This window comes from Mesorhizobium sp. M0139, assembly GCF_040322455.1.
Lineage (GTDB): Bacteria > Pseudomonadota > Alphaproteobacteria > Rhizobiales > Rhizobiaceae > Mesorhizobium.
Genome location: NZ_JAMYTN010000006.1, coordinates 312,043 through 335,411, shown reverse-complemented (window position 1 = coordinate 335,411; position 23,369 = coordinate 312,043). Strand labels below are relative to the sequence as shown.

Here is a 23,369-nt window from a genome sequence, read left to right as displayed (position 1 = left end):
CGGCTCGCGAACCGCAGGTTGCAGGGGGGCGAGAAGGTGACTGCTGCACAGCCGGACGCTGCGCAAGCCGAATGGCTGGCCAAACTGCACAAGCAGTTGCTGTCAGACGATTCGATCCAGTTCGACCTGCCGGTCTACAGACCACCCGAGACACCCGAGTGGCTGAGACCGCTGGGCGAGTTCCTGAAATCGCTCGGCCCGTACATGATCTACCTGTTCTGGGGCGCGGTGATCACAGGTGCCGCGATCATTCTGCTGCTGATTGTCCTTGAAGTGAAAGGCGTCGCCTGGCGCCTGCCCTGGTGGCGCAAAAAGAGCGTGACCGAGGCGGAAGCGATATGGCACCCCGACGTTGGCGCCGCGCAGATCCTGTTGTCGGAAGCCGATGCGCTCGCCGCCCGGGGCGAGTATGACGAGGCGGTGCATCTCCTGCTGCGGCGCAGCGTTGCCGACATTGCCGGCCGCCTGCCCGACTTTCTGCGCCCGTCGCTGACCGCGCGCGATATCGCGGGAGCGGCGTCGCTGCCAACGCGGGCGCGTGGCGCCTTCACCCAGATCGCGCGCATCGTCGAGGCCGCTCTGTTCGCGCGTCGGCCGGTCGGGCCCGAGGGCTGGCAGGAGGCGCGCAGCGCCTATGAGCGATTCGTCTTCAGGGATGCCTGGACGTGAGTGACGCGACAGCCGACATCGCCCAGCAGGAACCGTTCAGCCGCAGGACGCTGTTCTGCGGCATTTTCGCCAGCCTGCTCGCGGCCGCAGGCTTCTTCCTTTTGTCCACCTATGCGCCCGACTTTCGCCAGCCGAGCGTCGGTGGCGCAACGCCGCTGTCGAAGAGCGGCATCGGCTATGCCGGTCTGGCGGAATGGCTGGAGCTGACCGGCGAAGCGCCCGACATGGCGCGGTCCGACAGCGATCTCGAGACCGAAATGCTGCTGATCGTCACCATTTCACCCGACAGCGACCCGGATGCGCTTGCCAACATCATCAAGCTTCGCAAGGGCCTGGATACGCTGTTCGTTCTGCCCAAATGGGCGACCTTGCCGCTGGCCCTGCACGAAGGCTGGGAGATGAAGATCCAGCGGCTGCCGGACGTCGTGGTCAACGATTGGCTCGCCCGGATCGCCAAGGCCAAGCTCGGCGAAGGTGAGACCACGGTCAAGCAACTCGACGTCTCAGGGCAAATGGTCAGCGTTCCCGGCCAGTTGCAATGGGTGGCCGACGAACACCCGCTGATTGCCGCCGGCAACGGCAAGGCCGTGCTGACCGAGATCGAAGACGAGCGGTTCTACATTCTGACAGACCCCGATCTCATCAATAACGCTGGCTTGAAAGATCCCGACAAGGCGGCGGCGGCGCTCAAGCTGATCGAGCTCCTCCAGCCCGAAAAGGGTGCCGTCATGTTCGACCTGACGCTGCATGGCGTCGGGCGAAAATACGATCTCGCCAAGCTTCTGGTCGAGCCGCCCTTCCTGGCGCTGACGCTGACCATCCTGGCGGCGGCGGCACTTGCCTTCCTGCATGGCCTTGGCCGGTTCGGGCCGCCGCGGGCCGATCAGCGCGCCATCGCCTTCGGCAAGCGCGCGCTGGTCGATACCACGGCGATGCTGTTGCGCCGCGCTGGCCGGCTGGAGGAACTGGGCGACCGCTATGGAGCACTGGCACGCGTGCGCGCCGGCGCGCTGCTCGGCGCGCCGCACGGTTTGCAGGGCGAAGCGCTCGACCGCTGGCTAGATTCCCGCGACAAGGACGAAGCCGGCGGTTTCACGACCCGCCTGCAAGCTGCGAACGCGGCAAAGACCCTGACACAAATGCATGATGCAGCCGAAAAGCTGCACGACTGGACGGCAAGGAGGCTCGGTGAACGTCGATGATGTGAAGGCCCTGGCGACACAGATCAGGGAAGAGGTGGCCAAGGCCATCACCGGGCAACACGATACGGTCGATCTGATGCTGACGGCATTGTTCGCCGGCGGGCATATATTGCTCGAAGGACCGCCGGGCACGGCCAAGACGATGACGGCGCGCTGCTTTGCCCAGGCGCTGGGGGTCGCCTATGGCCGTATCCAGTTCACGCCCGACCTGATGCCCGGCGATATCGTCGGTTCCAACATCTACAATTTCCAGACCGGGCAATTCACGCTGACGCGCGGCCCGATCTTCTGCGACCTTTTGCTCGCCGACGAAATCAACCGCACGCCGCCCAAGACCCAGGCCGCCCTTTTGGAGGCGATGCAGGAACATGCCGTCACCTTCGACGGCACCACCCATGCGCTCGGCCAGAATTTCATGGTGGTGGCGACGCAGAACCCGATCGAGCATCAGGGCGTCTATCCCCTGCCCGAGGCCCAGCTCGACCGTTTCCTGTTCAAGCACCGGGTGAGCTACCCCGGCCCGCAAGAGGAAAAGGCGATCATCATCCATCATGGCGGCGGCACCGCCTCGCACGACATCAAACAGTACGGCATCACCGCCCAGGCCGACCGCAAGACGCTGGAAAAGGCGTTGGCGACCGTCGGCGAGGTCACGCTTGTCGACGACGTCGTGGACTATATCGCAAGGCTGGTGCGGGCCACGCGCGCCAGCCCCGATCTGGAAGTCGGCGCCAGCCCGCGTGCGGGCGCCATGCTGGCGAGAGCCGCACGCGCCCGGGCAGCGCTCGACGGGCGCGCCTATGTCATCCCCGACGACGTCAAGGCGCTTGCCGTGCCGGCACTGCGCCATCGCGTGATCCTGTCGCCGGCGGCGCAGATCGACGGCCGCCTGGTCGAGCAGATCGTCACCGACCTTGTCGACCAGACGGAAGCGCCACGTTGATCTATCCGAGCGGCCGGGCAGTCTGGGCAGGTGCGGCAGGTGCAATACCGGCCTTCCTGATCGCGCTCGCACTGCCGTCGCTGTGGTATCTCGGCCTGTTGTGGATCTGCGTGCTGCTTGCTTTCCTGGCCGTGGACGCCGCCGCCGGGCGCGGACGGGCTTCCCTGGATGCCAGCATCCATGCCCCGCCGCAAGTCAGCGTCGGCGGCCAGTTCACCGTCAATGTCACCGCCAGGCTCAGCGGACGGTCGCGCGCGGTGCAGGCGCGTCTCGGCCATGACGAGCGGCTGGAACCGCTGGGCGGCACCGGCGGCGCATGGACCGCCGAGGCCGGCAGCGCATCGCTCGATCTCAAATTTCAGGCGCTGCGGCGCGGCATCGCCAGGTTCGATCGCCTGTGGGTGCGCTGGCGCGGGCCGTTCGGGCTGGTCTGGAACCAGGTCGTGCTGCCGATGGACAGCAAGGTGGCGGTGCTGCCCGACGTCAGCAGCGCCCGCGACGAGGCGATCACGCTTTTGCAGCGACAGGCGCTGCCCGACGGCCATGCGCAGCGCCGAGCCGGCCAGGGCCGCGAATTCGAGGCGCTCAAGGATTACCAGCCCGGCATGGGCCGGCGCATGATCGACTGGAAGCGCAGCGCCCGCCACGGCAGGCTTCTGGCGCGCGAATTCCGCATCGAGGAGAACAACAACATCGTGCTGGCCATCGATAGCGGCCGCTTGATGTGCGAGCCCGTCGACGGCGTGCCGAAGGTCGACCGCGCCGTCACCGCAGCCTTGCTGTCGGCGTTCATTGCGCTGAAGGGCGGCGACATGGTCTCCCTGTTCGGCTTCGATGCGCGGCCGCGCGTCTCCAGCGGCGCCGTGCGCGGCTCCGCCAGCTTCGCCATGATCCAGAAGCGGGCGGCGGAGATCGACTATTCCACCGAAGAGACCAATTTCACCCTGGCGCTGACGACCCTTGCAGCAAAGCTCGACCGGCGTTCGCTGGTGATCATCTTCACCGACTTCGTCGATCCGATCAGCGCCGAACTGATGCTGCGCACCGTCGGCCGGCTCACCGAACGGCATCTGGTGCTGTTCATGATGATGAAGGATGTCGAACTGGAGACACTGGCCGACATGCCGCCGGACGCACCGGAGGATGTGGCGCGCTCGGTTGTCGCCGGCGGGCTGCTGCGCGAAAGGCAGGTCGTCATCGGCAGGCTCAGGCTGCTCGGCGCGCATGTCATCGAAGCCGACCATCAGAGGCTCGGGCCGGCACTGGTCGAGCGCTATCTCGAACTCAAGCGAGAGGATCTGTTGTGAACGCGCTGGTCGGCAAGGATGCGGTGCGGCAGTCGCTGGCGAGCTTCCGTTCGGAGCGCGAGGCCGACTGGAAGGCGTTCGAGGCGCTGCTTGCCCGGGTCGAGAAACGTGCGCCGCGCACGCTGTCGGAAGACGAGCTTTTGTCGCTGCCGCTGCTCTACCGCTCGGCGCTGTCCTCGCTTTCGGTGGCGCGGGCGACGTCGCTCGACAATGCGCTGGTCAGCTATCTCGAAGCGCTGTGCCTGCGCGGCTACTTCTACCTCTATGGCGCGCGTCGCGGCTTGCGGCAGCGCATCGGCGATTTCTTTCTGCATGACTGGCCGCATGCCATTCGCGATTTGTGGCGCGAGACCTTGCTGTCGGTCGTCCTGACCTTTGTCGGCGCCGGCGCCGGCTACTGGCTGGTGGCCAAAGACAAGGGCTGGTTCGACGCCATCATTCCGCCGAGCCTGGCCGGCGGGCGCAACCCGGATGCCTCAGTCGAAGTCCTGCGACAGGTGCTTTATGACGGCGCCGACAGCAATTTCCTGTCGGGCTTCGCCGCCTATCTGTTCACGCACAATGTCCAGGTGGCGATCCTTGCCTTCGCGCTCGGCTTTGCTTTCGCGGTGCCGAGCGTGCTCCTGATCCTGATGAATGGCTGCCTGCTTGGCGCGATGTTCCAGATCTACGTCGCCAAGGGGCTTGGGCTGGAGCTGGGCGGATGGCTGTCCATCCATGGCACCACCGAGATGTTCGCGATCGCCTTGGCGGGCGCCGCCGGCATGCGCATCGGCACACGCATCGCGTTCCCCGGCGAACTGACGCGGATGACGGCCGCTGCCGATGCCGGGCGCGTGGCCGCCACCACCATGGTCGGCGTGACGATCATGCTTTTGTTTGCCGGCCTGCTCGAAGGCATCGGTCGGCAGGTGATCACCAGCGACGTGACACGCTACGCCATTGGCGGCGGCATGCTGACGCTGTGGCTCTGTTATTTCTATTTGTTCAGGGTGGTGCGGCATGGCGACCGCTAGGCGTGCTACCGTCTCGACGATACGGCCGCTGATCACGCCGGAAGGGGTCGATCTCCGGATCAAGCTCGTCGATGCCGGCACTCGCGCCGCCGCCTTCCTGCTCGACTTTGTCATCATCATCGTCACGGCGATCGTGATCTCGATCGTTGCACTGTTCGGGCTGGCCGGCCTCAAAGGCGAAGGCGCGCAGCCGCTGTTCATCGTCTGGATCATCCTGATCTTCTTCCTGCGCAACGCCTACTTCATCGTCTTCGAAGCCGGCCGCCGCGCCGCCACACCCGGCAAACGGATGCTCGGCATCCGGGTGGCATCGCGCAGCGGCGCCGGCCTGTCAGTCGATCAGGTCATTGCCCGCAACCTGATGCGCGAGATCGAGATCTTCCTGCCGCTGTCGATCATCCTAGGCCGCAGCCAGATGGGGCTCGCCGACACGCTGTCGACGATCTTCGGGCTGGTGTGGACGCTGCTGTTTGCGCTCTTCCCGCTGTTCAACCGCGACCGCATGCGCATCGGCGACCTGCTGGCCGGAACCTGGGTGGTGGAGGCGCCCAAGCTGGCGCTGGTCGAAGACCTGTCGCAACGCCAGGATACCACCACCCGCGCCTTCCGCTTCACCCAGGCGCAGCTCGATGCCTATGGCATCGCCGAACTGCACAAGCTGGAAGAGGTGCTGCGCCGCGACGACTATTTCGCGCTGAAAGCCGTGGCCGAAACGATCGGGCGCAAGATCGGCATGACGATCGAGCCGGTCGATTCCAGGGCCTTCCTCACCGCCTATTATGGCGAGCTGCGGGCACAGCTTGAGCGCAAGCTTTTGCTGGGGACGCGTAAGGCGGATAAGTACCAGCGGTAGATCGGAGTTCGGGATGCCGGCTCAAGTTAGCGAAGCGGAAAAAGCCAGAATAGAACGCGCCATTCAGGCGGCAGTCTCCGGATCCTGGAAGGAATTTGCAGAACTCACCGACGAACCGTTTCCAAACGATGCATCGATGAGGGAGCAATTCGGAGATACTTCTTCCCGACTTCAGCAAGCCGACGGAAATTGGGAAATGACCTCAGGCCTAGGTATCGTGCCTGACGGCAGCGCGCGCCTGATCACAGTCTTGATCAAGGCGCCGCCCACCGTGGATATTGTCCTGACGCTGCACAGCACGAGCGATCGGGATGACAGCACGATCAGCATCTGGACGTTCTTTCAGCAGGTGAATTGGGGCGATTAGGCATCGCCTACCCCACCCACTTCTCATAGTCGGACACCAAAAGGTGCACCGGCGCGACATCCTCGTCGATGTTGGAGAAGCGGCCGATCGGCTCGCGGAAGACGTTGTCGGTGAGATCGTCATTGACGGTCGAGACCTCGCCGATCAGCACATCCTTGCCCTCGGCCCAGAAGGCGTGCCAGACGCCGGGCAGCAGCGTCACGCTCTGGCCCGGGTCGAGCTTCAGGAGCCCGCCTGCCGGCAGCCTGTGGATGGTGCCGTCGACCGGCACCGTCACTTCGGCCTTCGGATCGATGCCGCCGTCGCGATCGTGCATGAACAGTTCCAGCACGAGCTTACCGCCGCCGCGGTTGATGATGTCCTCGGCCTTGATGTTGTGGCGGTGCATCGGCGACAGCTGATCCTTGCGCGAGATCATGATCTTCTCGGCATAAAGCATGCCCATGCCCTTCTTCATGTCGGCATAGACGCCGTTGCGAACGGTGAACAGGAACAGGCCGAGTTCGTCGAATTTTTCCTGGCCGTAATCGGTGATGTCCCAACCGAGCCGCGAGGTGAAAATGGCGGCGGAGTCGGCCTTGCGCGCCTTCATCTCTTCCGGGCTCCAGTAGGCGAAGGGCGGCATGATGTAGCCGAACGAGCGGATGAAGGCGTCTGCATCGCGGATGATGTCGTTGACGGTGGAGCGTTTCATGATCGTGATCCCTTCGCGTCGCGTTCCCTGGAGTTGTCTGAAGCGCATAGCCGAACAGCGCTGCGGTGTCGACGCAAACTGCGTGCTGGCCCCATGACATCCGTGCGGATAGGGGCCATAAGTCAGCCAGATTTCCCAAGGTGATATTTCATGCAAGGCATAGACGACCTCGACACGCCGGCGATCCTCATCGACGCGGCCCGCGCCGAAGCCAACATCGCACGAGCGCAGGCGCATGCCGACCGCCACGGGCTGAAACTCAGGCCGCACATCAAGACGCACAAGCTGCCTTATTGGGCGAAGAAGCAGATGGCGGCCGGCGCGGTCGGCATCACCTGCCAGAAAATCGGCGAGGCGGAAGTGATGGCCGATGCCGGGCTCTCCGACATCTTTCTGCCCTACAACATCCTTGGCCGCGCCAAGCTGGAGCGCCTCAAGGCGCTGCATGGTCGTGTGACGCTGTCGGTGACGGCCGACAGCCGCGAAACGCTGGAGGGGCTCGCCGCTACTTTCATCGATGCCGGGCGGCCCCTGCCCGTGCTGGTCGAATGCGACACCGGCATGGGCCGCTGCGGTGTGCAGAGCGCCGCCGAGGCGTTGGCCTTGGCGAAAATGATCGACCAGGCCAAGGGGCTCACCTTCGGCGGACTGATGACCTACCCCGCGGCAGGCCGAGCCGCCGAGGCTGAATCGTGGCTGGCCGGCGCCAAACAAACGCTCGCGGCCTCGGGCCTCGCCTGTGAACGCATCTCCAGCGGCGGCACGCCTGACATGTGGCGCTCGGGCGAGGACAGCGTGGTGACCGAATACCGCCCCGGCACCTACATCTACCTCGACCGCTACCAGGTCGCCAAAGGCGTCGGCACGCTCGACGATTGTGCGCTGACGGTGCTCGCCACCGTGGTCAGCCATCCGACGCCGGCCCGCGCCATCCTGGACAGCGGCAGCAAGGCGCTGTCCAGCGACACGCTGGGGCTCGCCGATTTTGGCGAGCTGCTCGGCATGCCCGGCGCCCGCGTCACCAGCTTGAGCGAGGAACATGGCACGGTCACGCTTGGAAATGGTGCGAAGCTTCGCATTGGCGAGCGCGTGCGCTTGGTTCCGGATCATTGCTGCGTGGTGACCAACCTGTTCGACCAGGTGCATCTGATCGAGGGCGACAAGGTGCTGGAAACGCTGAAGGTGGAAGCGCGTGGACGGATGGGGTGAGGCTTTCGTTTTGGAGGCTCGCCCTATTTCGGCATTGACGAATTGTAATTTATAACTTACTAGTCCCCATGACAATCCTGAAGCAGACAGCCACCTTTCGGAGGTGGCACCAAAAGCTGAAAGACGGAAGAGCCAAGGCGGCAATTGCCGTTCGGCTGCAACGTTTGATTGTAGGAAATCCCGGCGACGTGGCCCCAGTGGGTGAAGGCATCAGTGAATTGCGCATTCACTATGGGCCCGGCTATCGCGTTTATTTCACAAGCGCGGTGAAACGGTCATCCTGCTCCTGTGCGGCGGGGATAAAAGTTCACAAGAAACCGACATACGGACAGCAAAGCGCCTGGCCGTAGAATGGAGTGACGACAATGGTTGAAAAAATCTATGATTTCGATCCCGCCGAAATGCTCGATTCCGATACGGCAATCGAGGCGTTTCTGGCAGAGGCAATGGAAACCGGAGACGCCAAATTCGTCGCGTCCGCCCTCGGTGTCGTTGCCCGCGCCAAGGGGATGAGCAACATTGCCAGAAAGACCGGCTTGGCTCGCGAGCATCTTTATACCTCGCTCAGCGAAAACGGTAATCCTACGCTGGAAACCACACTGGCGGTCATGAAAGCATTCGGCTTTCATTTGGCCCCAAAGCACGATGCAACTCAGGTCTAATCTACGCCAGCGCGCGTCGAGCGCGAGGTTGTTCGGGCCAACTGAAATCAGGACTGATAAACCGGACCCAGCGCCGCCTTCAGCGGATCCAGCGCGTCGCCATACAGCTTCCAGCGCTCGACCGAGGATGAATAGATCGGCTGGCGCACCTGCCAGCGGCTCGGCGTCCGCACGGTGCGCTCGGTTTCGTTGAAACGCAAGCAGGCATCGTCCCACTCGATGCCGAGGAATCCGATCAATCCGCGGGCGCGATTTTCGAAATCGGCGACCGTTTCTTCGTAGGGCATGTCGTGGATATCCAGCGGGATGATATTGGCCCAATGGCGCATCAGGCGCTCATACTGCCGGTAATACTGCCCAAGCTTGGTCAGATCGGCGTTGTAGCCGTGCGCCTCGGAAAAATTATGCATGAAACAGGACGCGCAATTGTCCATCGGGTCACGCCGGCAATGGATGATGCGGGCATTCGGCAAGATCAGGCTGATGAAGGCCAGCAGCTCGAAATTATGCGGCATCTTGTCGACGACAAGCCGCGCCGTGTTGTTGCGCTTTTTGAGAGCGTCGAGATATTTCGATCCAAGCTCCTTGGCCTTGGCCGCAGTGAGCGCCGCCATGGCCTCGGTGAAAATGGCTGGGTCGAGCTTGTCGAACCCAAGTTCGCCGGCAAGTGAACGAATGGTCGACAACTCGCCGGCGCCATGGATATCGCGATGGCTGGCGCATATCTGCTCGGTCAGCGTCGTTCCCGACCGTGGCATGCCGACGATGAAGACCGGGCGTCTGGATGGATTTCCCAAATTGGCTCGCGCCTCGAAGAAGCCGGCGTCGAAGGTGTTGATGAAGCTGTCGTAAAGCTGGGTGTGCCGGTCGATGTCGAAGTCATTGCCGGAAATCGCCTTGGCCCTCGCGAAATGGCGGATGGCCGGGCCATAATCGCGCTGATCATTGAGCATCTTGCCGGCGGCGTGGTGCAGCACTACCCGCTCGCGATCGGTGGTTGTCGGCAATTCCAGGCGTTTCAGCACCAAAGGCAACGTCGGATCGTCCTTGACCGCCCGGCGCGCAAGCGCCATTCCAGCCAGCGCCTCGACATGGCCCGGGTCGATGGCAAGGGCCTTGCTGAAGCATTCGACCGCCTCGGCCGGCCGGCCAATGTCGGTGAGCAAATCGCCCATACCGGCAAGTGCCATCACCGACTGGCCGTCGATAGCCAGCGCCTGGCGATAGAACCCTTCGGCAATGTCGCCCTCGAGCTGGCTGCGGTAGGAGCGGCCGAGATTGCACAGCGCTTCGATGAGCCCTCCGTCGAGCTCGATCGCCTTTCTCAGATGTCTGCGCGCCTTGTCGACGTTGCCGGTGACATTGTAGGCATTGCCGAGATTGTTGCGGAAGATGGCGTTGTCCGGTTCGAGCTTGACCGCCCTTTCCATATAGGCAATGGCGGCGTCATGATGCTCGGCCTCGATGGCGAGCGTGCCCATCAGGTTCAGCGCCATGGCATTTTTGGGCTGTGTGCGAAGCACCGTCTGGTAGCAGAACTCGGCCTCGCGAAAACGCTTGCGCCGTTGCAGGTCGATGCCGCGCTGCAATGTCTTTTCCGCCGGCTCACCGGCGGTCGGCAGCGAGGCTGGGATCATTGCCGGCAGGCCCAGGGGTTGCCGGCGTGGCAAGAGCGGCATCCGTCAAATCCCGGTCGCGGCCTGCGACGAACCAATCAGAACTTCAGGGTAACGCCAAGCTGGAGATTGTGGGAGTACAATTTGGCGTTCTCGTATGTGCCGCCGCCATCATTGTCGTCTAGATCCACGCTTGTCACGACCTTGAAGCGGTAACCGAAATCGAGGTCGACATTCTGCGTTACCGCGTAGGTAACACCGGCGCCCACCTGGCCGGCGAAACCCCAGCCGCCAGGCCCGTATCCATAGGCGTGGCCATCAAAATGAGTATCGGCGGTAACATAGGCCGCGCCGAGACCGCCGCCGACATAGAGTTTGGCATCACCAAAATGCGCAACATCGGCCCAGACGTTGGCGAGAAGATAGGTGGCCGACAGATTGCCGGAAGCTGGGCCGGAACCTTGGTCGGCAGGAGGGAAGCTGAAGCTGTACTCGCTTGCCTTGTAGCGCGCGTAGGACAGTTCGCCTTCCACGCGGAACGTGTCGTTGATCCGCCGACCGACAGCGCCGCCGATCACGAACCCACTGTCAAGATCCACGGAATACCGACCACTATCGTAGTCCGTCTTCACATTGTTGGCAAAGCTGGCGCCGCCGAAGAGCGTGACGTACCAGAGATCCTCCGCCCTCGGCACGTCGACAAGCGCGTCTGCGGCGTAGGCCGAACTCCAGCCAAGCGCCAATGCAAATGTCGAAACGCCAGCCAGCAGGCACAGTTTCATCGTCGAATCCCCTCGCAACAACTAGTGACTAATATCACTCTTGCTTGGCGGCCGAGCTGTCAAGAACGCAAACGAGATCAAGGAGCAAAGCGAGGTCGGGAACGATCTTTTGAGAATTCTTGTTGCCGCACCGCAACATAGCAGCACATGCTAATGTTTCTGGCGGCAGGCGCATGGCTGTCCCTTCCGTTTGAAATCGCGCTAGTCGGCCTGCCTTGCCGCCACCCTGCGCATGGAGATCACCCGCCGGCGGCGGATCTCGGTGCGCATCACCGTCAGGTGCAGCGCGAAGAACAGCACGGTGAAGCCGAGCGCCATCACCAGCAGCGGCCATAGCAGGCTGGGATCGATCGTCGGTCCGCCGAGCCGGAACACCGAGGCCGGCTGGTGCAGCGTGTTCCACCAGTCGACCGAGAATTTGATGATCGGGATGTTGATGAAGCCGACGAGCGTGATGATGGCGGCGGCCCAGGCGGCACGGCTGGCGTCGTCGAGCGCACGCGTCAGCGCGATGATGCCGAGATACATAAGAAAGAGGATGAAGACCGAGGTCAGACGCGCGTCCCAGACCCACCAGGTGCCCCACATCGGCTTGCCCCAGATGGAGCCGGTGACCAGCGCAAGCGCGGTGAAGGTGGCGCCGATCGGGGCTGCCGATTTCAGGGCGACATCGGCCAAGGGATGGCGCCAGACCAGCGTACCGAGCGCGGCGACCGCCATCACCGTGTAGCACATCATGGCGAGCCAGGCGAAAGGCACGTGGATATACATGATGCGCACCGTGATGCCTTGCTGGAAATCCTCAGGCGCGGCAAAGCTCATATAGAGACCGATGGCGAGCAGGATCGCGGCGATCGACGCCAGCCACGGCACCAGCCTGTCGGCCAGCCCGACAAAGCGCGTCGGGTTGGCGAGGTCGGTCCAGCCGGCGAGGCGTGAGGAGGTGTCGCTCATAAGGTCTAGATAGACCGGCGGCGCGTTCGGGGCAATCGAGCGGTTGTCGCAGTGCTTACCCTCCCCCTTGTGGGGAGGGTCGCTGCAAAGCAGCGGGGTGGGGTGGCGGGCACTACCCCACCCGGACCTTCGGTCCGACCTCCCCACAAGGGGGAGGTAAAAAAGCTTACGCAGCTTCGATATTCACCGTGCGGCTGAGACGGCGGACTTCCTCGTCGTTGAGCAGGCCGCCGGCGCGCAGCAGGCTGGCGAAACGGCCATTGCGCAGCGACAGTTCGGCGAAGCCGCCCATCTCGACCACCTTGCCCTTGTCCATGAACACGACCAGGTCGGCGTCGCGGACGGTGGTCAGGCGGTGGGCGATGATGAAGGTGGTGCGGTTGCGCCTCAGTTCGTCGATGGCTTCCTTGACGCGGTCCTCGGTCTCGACATCGAGCGCGCTCGTTGCCTCGTCGAGCACCAGGATCGGTGCGTCCTTGAGCACGGCGCGGGCAATGGCGATGCGCTGACGCTCGCCGCCTGAAAGCTGGCCGCCGCGCTCGCCAACGACGGTGTCATAGCCGGCGCTCTTGGCAAGGATGAAATCCTGCGCGGCAGCCGCATTGGCGGCGGCGTGAACCTCGTCATAAGTCGCCTCGGCACGACCGACGCGGATGTTGTCCTCGATCGAGCGGTTGAGCAGGCCGGCATCCTGGAAGACGGTGGCGATCGAATGACGCAGCGACTTGCGGGTCACCGTGCGGGTGTCGATGCCGTCGATCAGGATACGGCCATGAGACGGCGAGAAGACGCGCTGCAAGAGGTTGATCAGCGTCGTCTTGCCGGCGCCGGTCGGGCCGACGATGGCAACCGTCTGCCCGGCCTGGACTTCGAAGGAGACGTCGTCGACGCCCTGCCTCGAATTGGCAAACTCGAAGCCGACATTCTCGAAGCGGACGTGGCCGGTGACGTTGGTGAGGTCGCGCAAGCCGTCCGGCTCGGCGGAGTCGGCGGCCGAATCCTCGAGGTGATAGAAGTCCTCGAGCTTGGCGCGGGCTTCCGAAATCTGGTTGGCGAAAGCCGACATCTGGTCGAGGCGGGCAATCAGCAGCGTGGCAAAGCCGGTGAAGGCGATGACGTCGCCGATCTTGAGCTGGCCATGGGTGACCAGATAGGCGCCGATCAAAAGCACAACCATCATCGATATGGTCGACGACAGGCGGTGCAACGCATTGGCCATCGCCCACCAGTCGAGCACCGGGTTCTGCGCGTCGAGCAGGTTCTTGACATAGCGGCGCAGCGTATCGGCCTCGTGGCCGAGACGGTTGTAGCTCTGCAGCACGGCGACATTGCTGACCGAGTCGGTCACATGCGCGAAGACCTGATGGTAGTGACGCTCGACCGCGGCCTGGCCCGCCTTGGTGCGCTTCATCACAAGTCGGCCGATGCCGACATAGAGAACGCCCAGCGCCATTAGCACCAGCGACATGCGAAGATCCATGCTTATCGCGGTCGGAATCAGCAGAGCCAGCGCAACCGCCGTCGACAGATGCTGGCGCATGAATTCAAGCCACAGGCTGAACAGCGTCTCGACGGCGCGCAGCAGCGTGTGCAGCGCGTTGGAGGTGCCGCGCTGGTGGTGCCAGGCGAGCGGCATGGTGATCACGCGCTCGAACGACTGGCACAGCACCTCGCTGCGCCGCTTGTGGGCAAAACGGTCGGCGCCGCGCGCCACCAGCACGAAGGCGACGATGTTAAAGGCGCCGAGACCGGCCCACAGCGCCAGCGTCGATAACACCGAACCCTTATCGGAGATGGCGTCGATTACCCGGCCGAACATGATCGGCTCGAGGATGGCGATAATGGCGAGCGCGACATTCGCACCGCAGATAAACGCAACGCGCTTCCTGTCGGCTGCGAGATAACCCAGCGCTCTCCAGTAGATTTGCAGAAGTGACACTTCAGCTACTCCGCCCAAAACATTATTGTGCACCGCACCATTTCTTGACACGTACCGGTTAACGGGTCGCAAAACAATGCCCGTCTACCTCTTCCGTTCCCATTCTGCGAACAAAAGATGACGACGTTGCGAAATCTGCCGTGATCACCTAACGGTTTGAGATAAAAGGTGAAATGTCAGTCTTGCGGCAAAATCATGGCAGCATCTAGCGCTGCCACATTTTTAATCACTGCACGCTTGGCCCGCCGGTATCCGGGAAGGCACGCCGTACTGCGCCAGGAGCATGCCCAAGTAGAAAACGCGCGCCTCGAAAGGCGCGCGTCAACAATCTGAAGCCCTTGATTTTACGCGGGTATCTTGACGACCACCTCGGTCTTGTCGCCGGCCTTCGGCTGAAAACCGGAAGACTTTGTCTTGGTTCCATTGACTTCGAGCGAGATGGATTTGGCCTTTTTGTCGCGGATGACGCGAACCTTGATCTCCGACCCCAGCATCTTCAGCGTGGCAGAATAGCCGTCCCAATGGCTGGGCAGTTTCGGCCGGAACGTGATCTGCTTGCCCCGCCGCTCGATGCCCAGAATTCCTTCGACCGCAGCACGGTAGAGCCATCCCGCTGAGCCCGTATACCAGGTCCAGCCGCCGCGACCGCCCTTGCCCTCACCGGAATAGATGTCGGCGGCGACGACGTACGGCTCGACGCGGTAATGCTCGGCCGATGCATCGTCGAGCGCATGGTTGACCGGGTTCAGCATCGAGAAGCAGCGATAGGCATCGTCGGTGCGGCCCATTTCGGCGAGCGCGATCACGAACCAGGTCGCCGCATGGGTGTACTGGCCGCCGTTCTCGCGCACGCCCGGCGGATAACTCTTGATGTAACCAGGGTCCTTTCTCGTGTTCTGGAAGGCCGGGGTAAACAGTTTGACGATCTTGAGCTTGTCGTCGACCAGCAGGTTCGTCGCCTGCTGCATCGCCGTGGTCGAGCGCGCGGGGTCGCCCTCGCCGGAGAGCACGCTCCACGACTGCGCGATGGAGTCGATCTTGCACTCGTCCGAATTGTGCGAGCCAAGCGGCGTGCCGTCGTCGTAGCTGCCGCGGCGATACCACTGGCCGTCCCAGGCGGTGCTTTCCAGCGCCCGCTTCAGCACATCGGCGTGTTTTGTCCAGGCCTGCGCCCGCTTGGTGTCGCCCTGCCCCTTGGCCACGGTGGTAAAGTCGCCCAGCGTCTTCAAAAGGAACCAGCCGAGCCAGACACTCTCCCCCTTGCCGGCTTCGCCGACGCGGTTCATGCCGTCGTTCCAGTCGCCGCCGAGGATCAGCGGCAGCCCAGCCGGGCTGCTGCGCTTGACCGCAAGGTCGAGCGCGCGCGCGCAATGGTCGTAGAGCGAAGCGTTCGTCTTGGAGATTTCCGGCGTGAAGAAGGCGTCGTGCTCGCCTTCGCCCAGCACCTGCCCGTCGATGAAAGGCAGCTGCTCCTTCAGGATCCCTGTATCGCCGGTCACCTCGATGTAGCGATTGGTGGCATGCGCCAGCCAGACCACATCGTCGGAGATCATGGTGCGCACGCCGGCGTCGGTGCGCGGCAACCACCAATGCTGGACATCGCCTTCGGGGAACTGCCGGCGCGCCGCATTGAGGATCTGGTCGCGCGCCAGTTTCGGATCATGCGCAAGCAGGGCCAGCGTGTCCTGCAGCTGGTCGCGGAAGCCGAAGGCGCCGCTTGCCTGATAAAAGGCCGAGCGGGCGCGGATGCGGCAGGCCAGGCTCTGATAGGGCAGCCAGTGATTGACCATGGCGTCGAGCGCCTTGTCGGGCGTCTCGACCTGGATGGTGTCGAGGAAGCCGCGCCAGACGCGTTCATTGTCGGCCAGCCGCTGGTCGAAATCCTTGCCCGAATGGGTCTGCACCAACGCGCTCGCCTCGGCTGATGTGGCGGCGTCGCCAAGCAGCCAGACCAGCGTGACGTCGCCGCCGGCAGGGATATCGATTTCGCTGGCGACAGCTGCGCACGGATCGTCGCCGGCCTCGACGCGGCCCGACAGGCCGGCGCCGCTGACGACGGCGTGCGGGAAGGCGCTGGTGCCGTGCCTGCCGATGAACTCGCCGCGATCGGCTGTCACCGAATGCACCGGACCAGTGGCGGCCAGGAAGGCCACCCGGTCGCCGAAATCGAGACCGTAGGGGTTTTGCGCCAGAAGCGCGCCAGTCGCTGGATCCCTGGACGGGATGATGGTCGCAGCCGTGCTCGAGCGATGGCTGCCGAGGACCCATTCGGCATAGGCATAGACGCGCAGCCGCGCCGGCGCCGGGCCTGAGTTCTGGATGCGCAGCCGCGTGATCTTCACTGGATCGACGGGATCGACGACGTGCGTCAGATCCATCGACAGCGGGCCGCGTTTGGACCGGAAGGTCGAGAAGCCCTGGCCGTGCCATGTCTCATAGGTCATCGAGGGATCGCGGACCACGGCAGCCAGCGGCGAGAATGCCTTGCCGCTGGCCTGATCGTAGATGTAGATGCCCTCGCCCGGCCGGTTGGTGACCGGATCATTCGACCATGGCGTCAGCTGGTAATCGCGGCTGTTGCGGCTCCAGGTGAAGGCAGCGCCTTCGGCCGAGACATGGAATCCGAACGAGGCGTTCGAGACGACGTTGATCCAGGGCTGCGGCGTCGAGCGCCGCCCGGCAAGGCGGGTGACATAGTGGCGGCCGTCGCCCTCGAAACCGCCAAAGCCGTTCCATTGGCTGAGGCCGCTGCCGTCGGCGCTGCTGTCGGACGCGGCATGGTATGCAGGCGCCGCCGGCACCGGCAGAGACGGCTCGCGCAGTGACGCGGGGGGCGCCGGCTGCAGGGCATCGCGTGCTTGCAAGGCTGCCGCCTCGGCGCGTTCGATCTGGTCGAAGATGGTGCCGTTGCGGGTGTGCAGAACCACGCGGGCAACCGCCAGCAGCGTCTTGTAGGTCGCCTCGTCCATCAGGTCGCGGCGCACGGCGAAGATGTGCTGGCGCGGCCCGAGTTCCTTGCCGCGCAGGCGGCTGTTTTCGCACAGTGTTTCGACCGCGCGCTGCAGGTCCTGGACATAGGACGATGCCTGCTCGTTGACGACCACGAAGTCGATCATCATGCCGCGGGCGCGCATATACTCCTGGAAGCGCAGCGCCTGGGCGACAATTTCGAGGTCGGCCACGTCGCCGATGCGGACCAGGAAGATCGGGAAATCGCCCGAAATGCTGGTCGGCCACAGGCTGGACTGCTTGCCCAGCCCCGAAGCGATGGATTCGCCGGGCAGGCGCAGGAACGGATCGGGATAGATCAGGAAGCGCGCCAGCTTCTGCACGTTGGCGGCGTCGGTCAGGCTGAGACCAAGATGGCGGGTCTGCACCTGCGAACGCGTCCAGGCAAGCATCGCCTGGCGAGCAAAACTTTCGGGATGGTCGAGCCTGGCGATGGCCTCGTCCAGTTCGGCGCGGTTGGCGCCGACGGCGGTCCAGAAGGTCAGCGATATCTTCTTGTTGGCCGGCACCCGCACCTGGCGGCGCAGGGCCGCTACCGGATCGAGGGTGAAGCCGTGGTGACCGCCAAGCTTGGCGCCGGGATCGAAGGCCGCCGCTTCCGCGATGGTACGGCCACGGCCGATGAAGGCACGGCGGTCGGTTTCGGCCTCGGCATCGCGCGCCGACCCGGACGGATCGGTGACGAAATGCACCATGGTGACGTCAGGCTCGTTCTTCTCGCGCTTGCGCCTGGTGGCAAAGATGGCGCCGTTATTGGCAGCGATCTCGGTCTCGATAAACATTTTCGAGAACGCAGGATGGGCATTGTCGGAGGCTTCGTTGCCCAGCACCAGCTCGGCAAAGGAGGTCACCTCGATATGCCGGTCAGTGGCGCCGTCGTTGTAGAGCGTGACGCGCCGTCCCTCGCCATTGCCTTCCGAGATGACGATGCATTCGACCTCCGAACGCAGCGAGCCCACTGTTTTGACGAAGCTCGCCTTGTCGTCGGAAAACAGCGTTTGCACTCTCTCGCCGGTCGCCTGCTTCGGCTCTGCGGTGGCCGACCACCAGTCGCCGCTGCCGGCGTCGCGCAGGAAGATGTAGGAGCCGAGCCGGTCTTCGGTCGGGTCGGGCTGCCAACGGGTGACGGCGAGTTCGCCCCAGCGGCTGTAACCGGAACCGGTGGCCGAGACCATGACGGAGTAGCGGCCATTGGACATGACGCTGGTGGCGCGCAACGCCCTCAGCGGGTCGAGGATAATGCGCGAGTCCGGGCTCTCGACCTCGGTCTCGTCCTTCGAACGCTCGTCGGCTTCGGTCCTGACCGTGGCGGTCGGGATGTCGCGCGGCGCCCTCTCCTGCAGCAGGAGTTCGGCAGACTCGATCACCGGATCGCTATGGAAGCGGTCGCGCAGCCGGCCCTCGAAGATGGCGTCGGCAACGGCGGCGATCGACATGCCGGAGTGATGCGCCATGTAGTTCAGGACAACGGCATGGTCGGTGCCTTCCGGCACGCGCTGCGGCGTGAAGTCGACGGCGTCGTAAAAGCCATGCCGGCCGAGAGCGCCGATGGAGCGCAGCCTGGCCAGATTCTGGACGGATTCGCGCGGTGTGAACTGCGCCGCGAGGATCGTGGCGTAAGGCGCGATCACCGTGTTCTGGCCAAGGCCACGCTTGAGCCCAAGTCCGGGCACGCCGAAATTGGTATACTGGTAGGTCAGTTCGCGGTCGCGGGCATTGTAGGCCGCTTCCGAAATGCCCCAGGGCACGTTCTTCGAACGCGCGTACTGGATCTGACGCTTGATGATCAGCTTGCTGGTCTGGTTGAGGATCGAGCCCTGCGGTTCCTTCATCACCAGTGGCGGCATCAGATACTCGAACATCGAGCCCGACCAGGACATCAGCGCACCCTGGAAGCCGATCTCGACGATCGGCCTTCCAAGCCGGAACCAATGCTCCGTCGGCACGTCACCCTTGGCGATGGCGAACAGGCTGGTCAGCCGCGCCTCGGAGGCGAGCAGATCGTAGCAGCTCTCATCGAGCTGATGCTCCTCGACCCGGTAGCCGATCGACAGCAGTTTGCGCTCCTGACGCATCAGGAAAGAGAAATCCATCTCGAAGGCATAGCGGCGGCAGCGTTCGCGCAGCGCCAGCAGCTTGGCGCGCAAGGCTTCGACGGCGTTTTCGTCGCTGTGCGAGTCATGCACATGCGCCTCGCAGGTCGCTTCCAGCCGTGCCGCCCAGTCGGCGATAATGTCGCTGCGCTGCGATCCGGCCTCGGTGTGGATGGCGGTGGCGAGCTTGCGGATCTCGCCGGCAAGCACGGCCAGGTTAATGGTGCGGATCGAGGCCATCTCCGGCTGCGCCTTGATGGTCATGACGGCGCGCCGCATGCCATCGAGGCGATCGGCCAGACGCTGGCGCAACGGCCGCAGTTGCCGGCGGTCGTCAGGCAATTCCTCGAGGCTCTCGTCGAGGATACTCACCGTGTCGAGGACGCCTTCGAAATCGCCCTGCAGGTGAACGGACGGGGCTTCCGCCCATTCGGCGCAGGCAGCCGCCACCGCGACCAGATGTCCGGCGAGATTGCCGCTGTCGACGGCGGAGATGTAGAGCGGATAGAGCGGTTTGAGCGTCGTGGTGTCGTACCAGTTGAAGAGGTGGCCACGGTTGCGCGGCATGCTCTCGATGGTCGTCATGGTGGCGTCGATCCGGGTGATGGCGTCGGAGAGCGCAATCCAGCCGAAATCGCGTGCCGACACCACCGACAGCAGGTAGACGCCGATATTGGTCGGCGACGTCCGCGGCGCTACAACCGGCGCCGGGCTTTCCTGGAAATTGTCGGGCGGCAGATTGTGGTGCTCGGCCGTGACGAAGGTTTCGAAATAATGCCAGGTGCGGCGCGCCACGGTGCGCAGCGCGTGGATGTCGGCCTGCGATATGCGCAGGCGGTCCTCGGTCTCGGCCGAGCGGCTGATCCAGCAGGCAACCGCCGGCGAACCGATCCAGAACAGAGCGAAGAAGAAGGCGACGAAGGCACCGGTGGAATCGGCCAGCACGGGGATAGCGAGACCGACGACGCCGATGATCACGGCGCCATACATCATGCTGTAATAGGAGCCGATATCGTTGTCGCCGCCCTTGTGCGCCTGCGACGCGGTGCGCCATTCCAGCAGGTTCTGGCGGCTGACGAACAGGCGGTAGAGCGTGCGCACGATGGCGTCGCCCATCATCCAGGCATTGTGCGCCATCAACAGCACTTTCAGCGCCACAAGGGCCGTGCCGAAGACGGTGTCGTGCGCCAGTGCGGAGAAATGGCCGCGCGGCGTCTGGTCGCCGCTCTTGGGCAGGATGGCGTTGACGACATCGAAGGTCGGCGCCATGAACAGCGACAGGATCAGCAGCGCCTGCCACTGCGCGGCCTGCGTGAAGGGCAGCAGCGTCCAGCCGGCAATCGCCGCCATCACCCAGAAGATCGGGGTCAGCGAGCGGCGCAGATTGTCGACCATCTTCCAGCGCGACAGCGCCGGCACGCCGGAACGCGGCGAGACGATGAAGCGCAGCAGCTGCCAGTCGCCGCGCGCCCAGCGGTGGTGGCGCGAGGCGTCGACCGAGTAGCGGGTAGGATAGTCCTCGACCAGTTCGACATCGGTGACAAGTGCTGCGCGCGCCAACGCACCTTCGAGCAGATCGTGGCTGAGGACGGTGTTTTCCTCGATGCGGCCCTGCAGCGCCGCCTCGAAAGCGTCGACGTGATAAAGGCCCTTGCCGGTGAAAGAGCCGTCGCTGAAGACGTCCTGGTAGAGATCCGAGACGGCAAAGACGTAAGGATCGAGACCGCTGTTGGACGAAAAGACGCGCTGGAAGAAAGAAGCGTCGTCGCCGCTGGTGAGCGAGGCTGTGATGCGCGGCTGCAGAATGGTGTAGCCGGCGGTAACGACGCGCTTTGTCGCGTCGAAATGCGGGCGGTTGAGCGGATGGGCGAGCTTGCCGACCAGTGACGACACAGCGTCGCGCGTGGTGCGCGTGTCGGCGTCGAGCGTCATGACATAGACGACCTTTTCCGGCAGCGGCACGTCGAGCGGCAGGAAGGTGGTGTCGCTATCGCCGCGCAAGAGAAGGTTCAGCTCATGCAGCTTGCCGCGCTTGCGCTCCCAGCCCATCCAGGCGCCCTGCGCCTGGTTGTAGAGCCGGCGGCGATGCAGGATATAGAAACGCGGCGCGCCTTCCGAGGGATAACGGGCATTGAGCCTGGCGATCTCGTCGCGCGCATATTGCAGGATCTCGATGTCGGCGGCGTCGATCTCGGTCTTGGAATCCGGCCAGTCGGACAGCAGCGCGAAATGGATTTCTTCGGCCGTGTTGGCGAGGTGATGCACCTCGATGTTGCGGATGTTTTCCTCGACATCATCGCGCGAGCCGATCAGCGACGGCACCACGACCAAGGTGCGTGATGCCGCCGGAATGCCGTGCTTGTAGTCATAGCCGACGAGCCGCGTCGGCTTCAGGAACAGTGAAACAACGGTGTTGAAGAAGGCGAGCGCGCCTTCGCTGGCAGGCACCGCAAACAGCGCCAGCATCAGCGTGATGGATTCCACCGACAGGCCAAGATGGGCAAGCGCATTGCCGGAGACAACCAGCAGTAGCACCGTAAGCAGGAAGACCGGCACAACGATGCCGAGCCAGCCCGTGGCGGTGAAGGCTCGCTTGAAGGTCACATGGAAGGGCGGCCGGTAGCCGATCGCCTCTTCCAGATCCGGCCGGCGCGGGCCGACCAGGAAGAAGCCGACATCGGTATGCATGGCCGGATCGGCTGATGCATCCGGCACGCCGGAGGCATCGGTGACGCCGGGGACATGGCTGGCCAGCTCGATGGCCTTTTCGGCGACACGGAATTCGGACAGGTCGGAGCGGCGCGCCAGTTGCTCGATCGACGTGCGGTACTGGTCGCGCGAAAAGAAATCGAGCGCGGCGAAATCGGTGCGCTCGCGCAAGAGCGTGTCGATGCGGCTGACGCCCTCGAACCACACCGTCCAGTCGACGTCGTTGATGAGGCGCAGGCCGCGGATGATGTTGCCGGTGGTGACATTGCCGCTGGACAGCGTGCGATGCTCGGAAATGATGATTTCCTCGGCGTCGGAGCCGGTTTTCTCGAGCTCGACCTCCAGCCATTCCAGCGCCCTGCCGGCATTCTGCGAGCCGTCGCGCAGGCGGTAGAGCAACTGGGTGGCGAAGGTGGTGTCCTGCGCATGCGCGCCGTAGCCCGACAGGATCTTCCGGCGGTCTGCATTGTCGTCGGTCGCCAGCACGCGGTCGGCGACCTCGTTGGCGATATGGCGCATCTGCCTGGTGCGGTCGACGCGCACGGCGATGCGGCGCAGATTCTCGATTAAAACGAAGCGCAGCAGCGACGGCAGCGCCCACAATTCGCCGATCTTGAGCGGCTCGACCGACTGAAAACCCTCGACGATGGATTTGAACATGGTCGCCGAAACCGAACTGTCGGAATGGGCAACATAGCTCCAGGCCAAGGCCAGCGCGCGCGGCACCGCGGCGCGATCGGCAACTTCCAGGGTCGGCAACTGCCGGTAGAAACGGCGCGGCAGGTCGCGCTTCACCTGAAAAATGGTCTCCTCGACGAGATAATTGTTGTCGAGCAGCCATTGCGCGGCAGGCGTGATGGTTTCGCCCTTGGCCTGGGCGGCATTGGTCGAGCGGTAGACTTCGAGGATTTTCTTGGCGCTGTCGCGGATGCGGGCCTGGAAATCGAACGGCGTCAGGCCGAACAGGTCCTTGATGTCGCCCTTGGCGAGGCTTTCGCCCAGCGCGCGCAGCCGCTCTTCGGGCAGGAAATTGGAGCGTATCGGCTCTTCGGTGATGACCGGGAAGCCGGCGCTGGACTTTTCGATATGGGCAGGATTTGTCTGGATATTCATTGAAAATTCCGCATGGGGGACGCGATGCGGCGCCACCGCCACGGCAATGTCCCTAAAACCGATTCAAATGCAATTGGTTGCATGATTACACTGGCCGAAAGTTTTGCTTCGCACCACGCCAGAGGCGTTATCCCTTCGACATTTTAAGTGGGGCTTTCGACAACTCAAGGACGAGCACCCCTGCCCTCCCGTCCGCCTTGGAACGACGGAAGGATTCGGGCTTTTTCGTGAT

15 protein-coding genes and 1 pseudogene are annotated in these 23,369 nt (G+C 63.7%); 10 read left to right on the top strand and 6 right to left on the bottom strand.

The genetic code is table 11. From position 1 onward, the window contains the following. The first annotated feature begins 36 nt into the window (after positions 1–36). The 7 genes from NKJ58_RS13130 to NKJ58_RS13100 are packed head-to-tail and all read left to right on the top strand — an operon-like array spanning position 37 to position 6,357. Positions 37–669, top strand: coding sequence for a DUF4129 domain-containing protein (locus NKJ58_RS13130; RefSeq protein WP_352519312.1), 633 nt, complete (start codon positions 37–39; stop codon positions 667–669). Then, the gene (locus NKJ58_RS13125; RefSeq protein ID WP_352519313.1) at positions 666–1,871 is read left to right on the top strand and encodes a DUF4350 domain-containing protein; all 1,206 of its coding nucleotides are present in this window, start codon (positions 666–668) and stop codon (positions 1,869–1,871) included. Before NKJ58_RS13130 ends, NKJ58_RS13125 begins: the two co-directional genes overlap by 4 nt. After that, positions 1,858–2,814, top strand: a complete 957-nt coding sequence (locus NKJ58_RS13120; protein WP_352519314.1) for an AAA family ATPase — start codon at positions 1,858–1,860, stop codon at positions 2,812–2,814. Before NKJ58_RS13125 ends, NKJ58_RS13120 begins: the two co-directional genes overlap by 14 nt. After that, positions 2,811–4,121, top strand: a complete 1,311-nt coding sequence (locus NKJ58_RS13115; RefSeq protein ID WP_352519315.1) for a DUF58 domain-containing protein — start codon at positions 2,811–2,813, stop codon at positions 4,119–4,121. The genes NKJ58_RS13120 and NKJ58_RS13115 overlap by 4 nt, the downstream gene beginning before the upstream one ends. Next, complete coding sequence (locus tag NKJ58_RS13110; RefSeq protein ID WP_352519316.1) at positions 4,118–5,137, top strand: stage II sporulation protein M; 1,020 nt, start codon at positions 4,118–4,120, stop codon at positions 5,135–5,137. The genes NKJ58_RS13115 and NKJ58_RS13110 overlap by 4 nt, the downstream gene beginning before the upstream one ends. Next, on the top strand, positions 5,124–5,990 hold the full coding sequence (locus tag NKJ58_RS13105) for an RDD family protein (RefSeq protein WP_027049627.1): 867 nt from the start codon (positions 5,124–5,126) through the stop codon (positions 5,988–5,990). Before NKJ58_RS13110 ends, NKJ58_RS13105 begins: the two co-directional genes overlap by 14 nt. 13 nt (positions 5,991–6,003) lie before the next feature. Then, the gene (locus tag NKJ58_RS13100) at positions 6,004–6,357 is read left to right on the top strand and encodes a hypothetical protein (RefSeq protein WP_023753711.1); all 354 of its coding nucleotides are present in this window, start codon (positions 6,004–6,006) and stop codon (positions 6,355–6,357) included. Positions 6,358–6,364: 7 nt separating this feature from the next. Here the strand turns inward: NKJ58_RS13100 and NKJ58_RS13095 are convergent, their stop codons facing one another. Continuing rightward, positions 6,365–7,051, bottom strand: a complete 687-nt coding sequence (locus NKJ58_RS13095) for a D-lyxose/D-mannose family sugar isomerase (RefSeq protein WP_023694398.1) — start codon at positions 7,049–7,051, stop codon at positions 6,365–6,367. 150 nt (positions 7,052–7,201) lie between these two features. On the opposite strand from NKJ58_RS13095, the gene NKJ58_RS13090 reads away from it, so the two are divergent. The 3 genes and pseudogenes from NKJ58_RS13090 to NKJ58_RS13080 all read left to right on the top strand — a co-directional run bounded on the left by NKJ58_RS13090 (position 7,202) and on the right by NKJ58_RS13080 (position 8,922). Further along, a complete protein-coding gene (locus NKJ58_RS13090; RefSeq protein WP_352853243.1) occupies positions 7,202–8,260 on the top strand; it encodes a D-TA family PLP-dependent enzyme in 1,059 nt (352 codons plus the stop codon). A gap of 68 nt (positions 8,261–8,328) precedes the next feature. Next, positions 8,329–8,633: pseudogene (locus NKJ58_RS13085) on the top strand (type II toxin-antitoxin system RelE/ParE family toxin). Next, on the top strand, positions 8,626–8,922 hold the full coding sequence (locus NKJ58_RS13080; protein ID WP_023672893.1) for an addiction module antidote protein: 297 nt from the start codon (positions 8,626–8,628) through the stop codon (positions 8,920–8,922). Before NKJ58_RS13085 ends, NKJ58_RS13080 begins: the two are co-directional and overlap by 8 nt. A 47-nt stretch (positions 8,923–8,969) precedes the next feature. On the opposite strand, the gene NKJ58_RS13075 is transcribed toward NKJ58_RS13080, so the two are convergent. The 5 genes from NKJ58_RS13075 to NKJ58_RS13055 all read right to left on the bottom strand — a co-directional run bounded on the left by NKJ58_RS13075 (position 8,970) and on the right by NKJ58_RS13055 (position 23,137). Further along, entirely contained in the window at positions 8,970–10,601 is a 1,632-nt protein-coding gene (locus tag NKJ58_RS13075) for a tetratricopeptide repeat-containing sulfotransferase family protein (RefSeq protein WP_352853241.1), read from the bottom strand. A gap of 35 nt (positions 10,602–10,636) precedes the next feature. Continuing rightward, entirely contained in the window at positions 10,637–11,320 is a 684-nt protein-coding gene (locus NKJ58_RS13070) for an outer membrane protein (RefSeq protein WP_352853240.1), read from the bottom strand. 201 nt (positions 11,321–11,521) lie between these two features. Continuing rightward, positions 11,522–12,274, bottom strand: a complete 753-nt coding sequence (locus NKJ58_RS13065; protein ID WP_023672896.1) for a heme ABC transporter permease — start codon at positions 12,272–12,274, stop codon at positions 11,522–11,524. A 166-nt stretch (positions 12,275–12,440) separates the two neighbouring features. Then, positions 12,441–14,213 (bottom strand): glucan ABC transporter ATP-binding protein/ permease, encoded by a 1,773-nt coding sequence (locus tag NKJ58_RS13060; protein WP_352853238.1) that lies wholly within the window; start codon positions 14,211–14,213, stop codon positions 12,441–12,443. A 344-nt stretch (positions 14,214–14,557) separates the two neighbouring features. After that, entirely contained in the window at positions 14,558–23,137 is an 8,580-nt protein-coding gene (locus NKJ58_RS13055; protein WP_352853236.1) for a glycoside hydrolase family 94 protein, read from the bottom strand. Positions 23,138–23,369 lie beyond the last annotated feature (232 nt).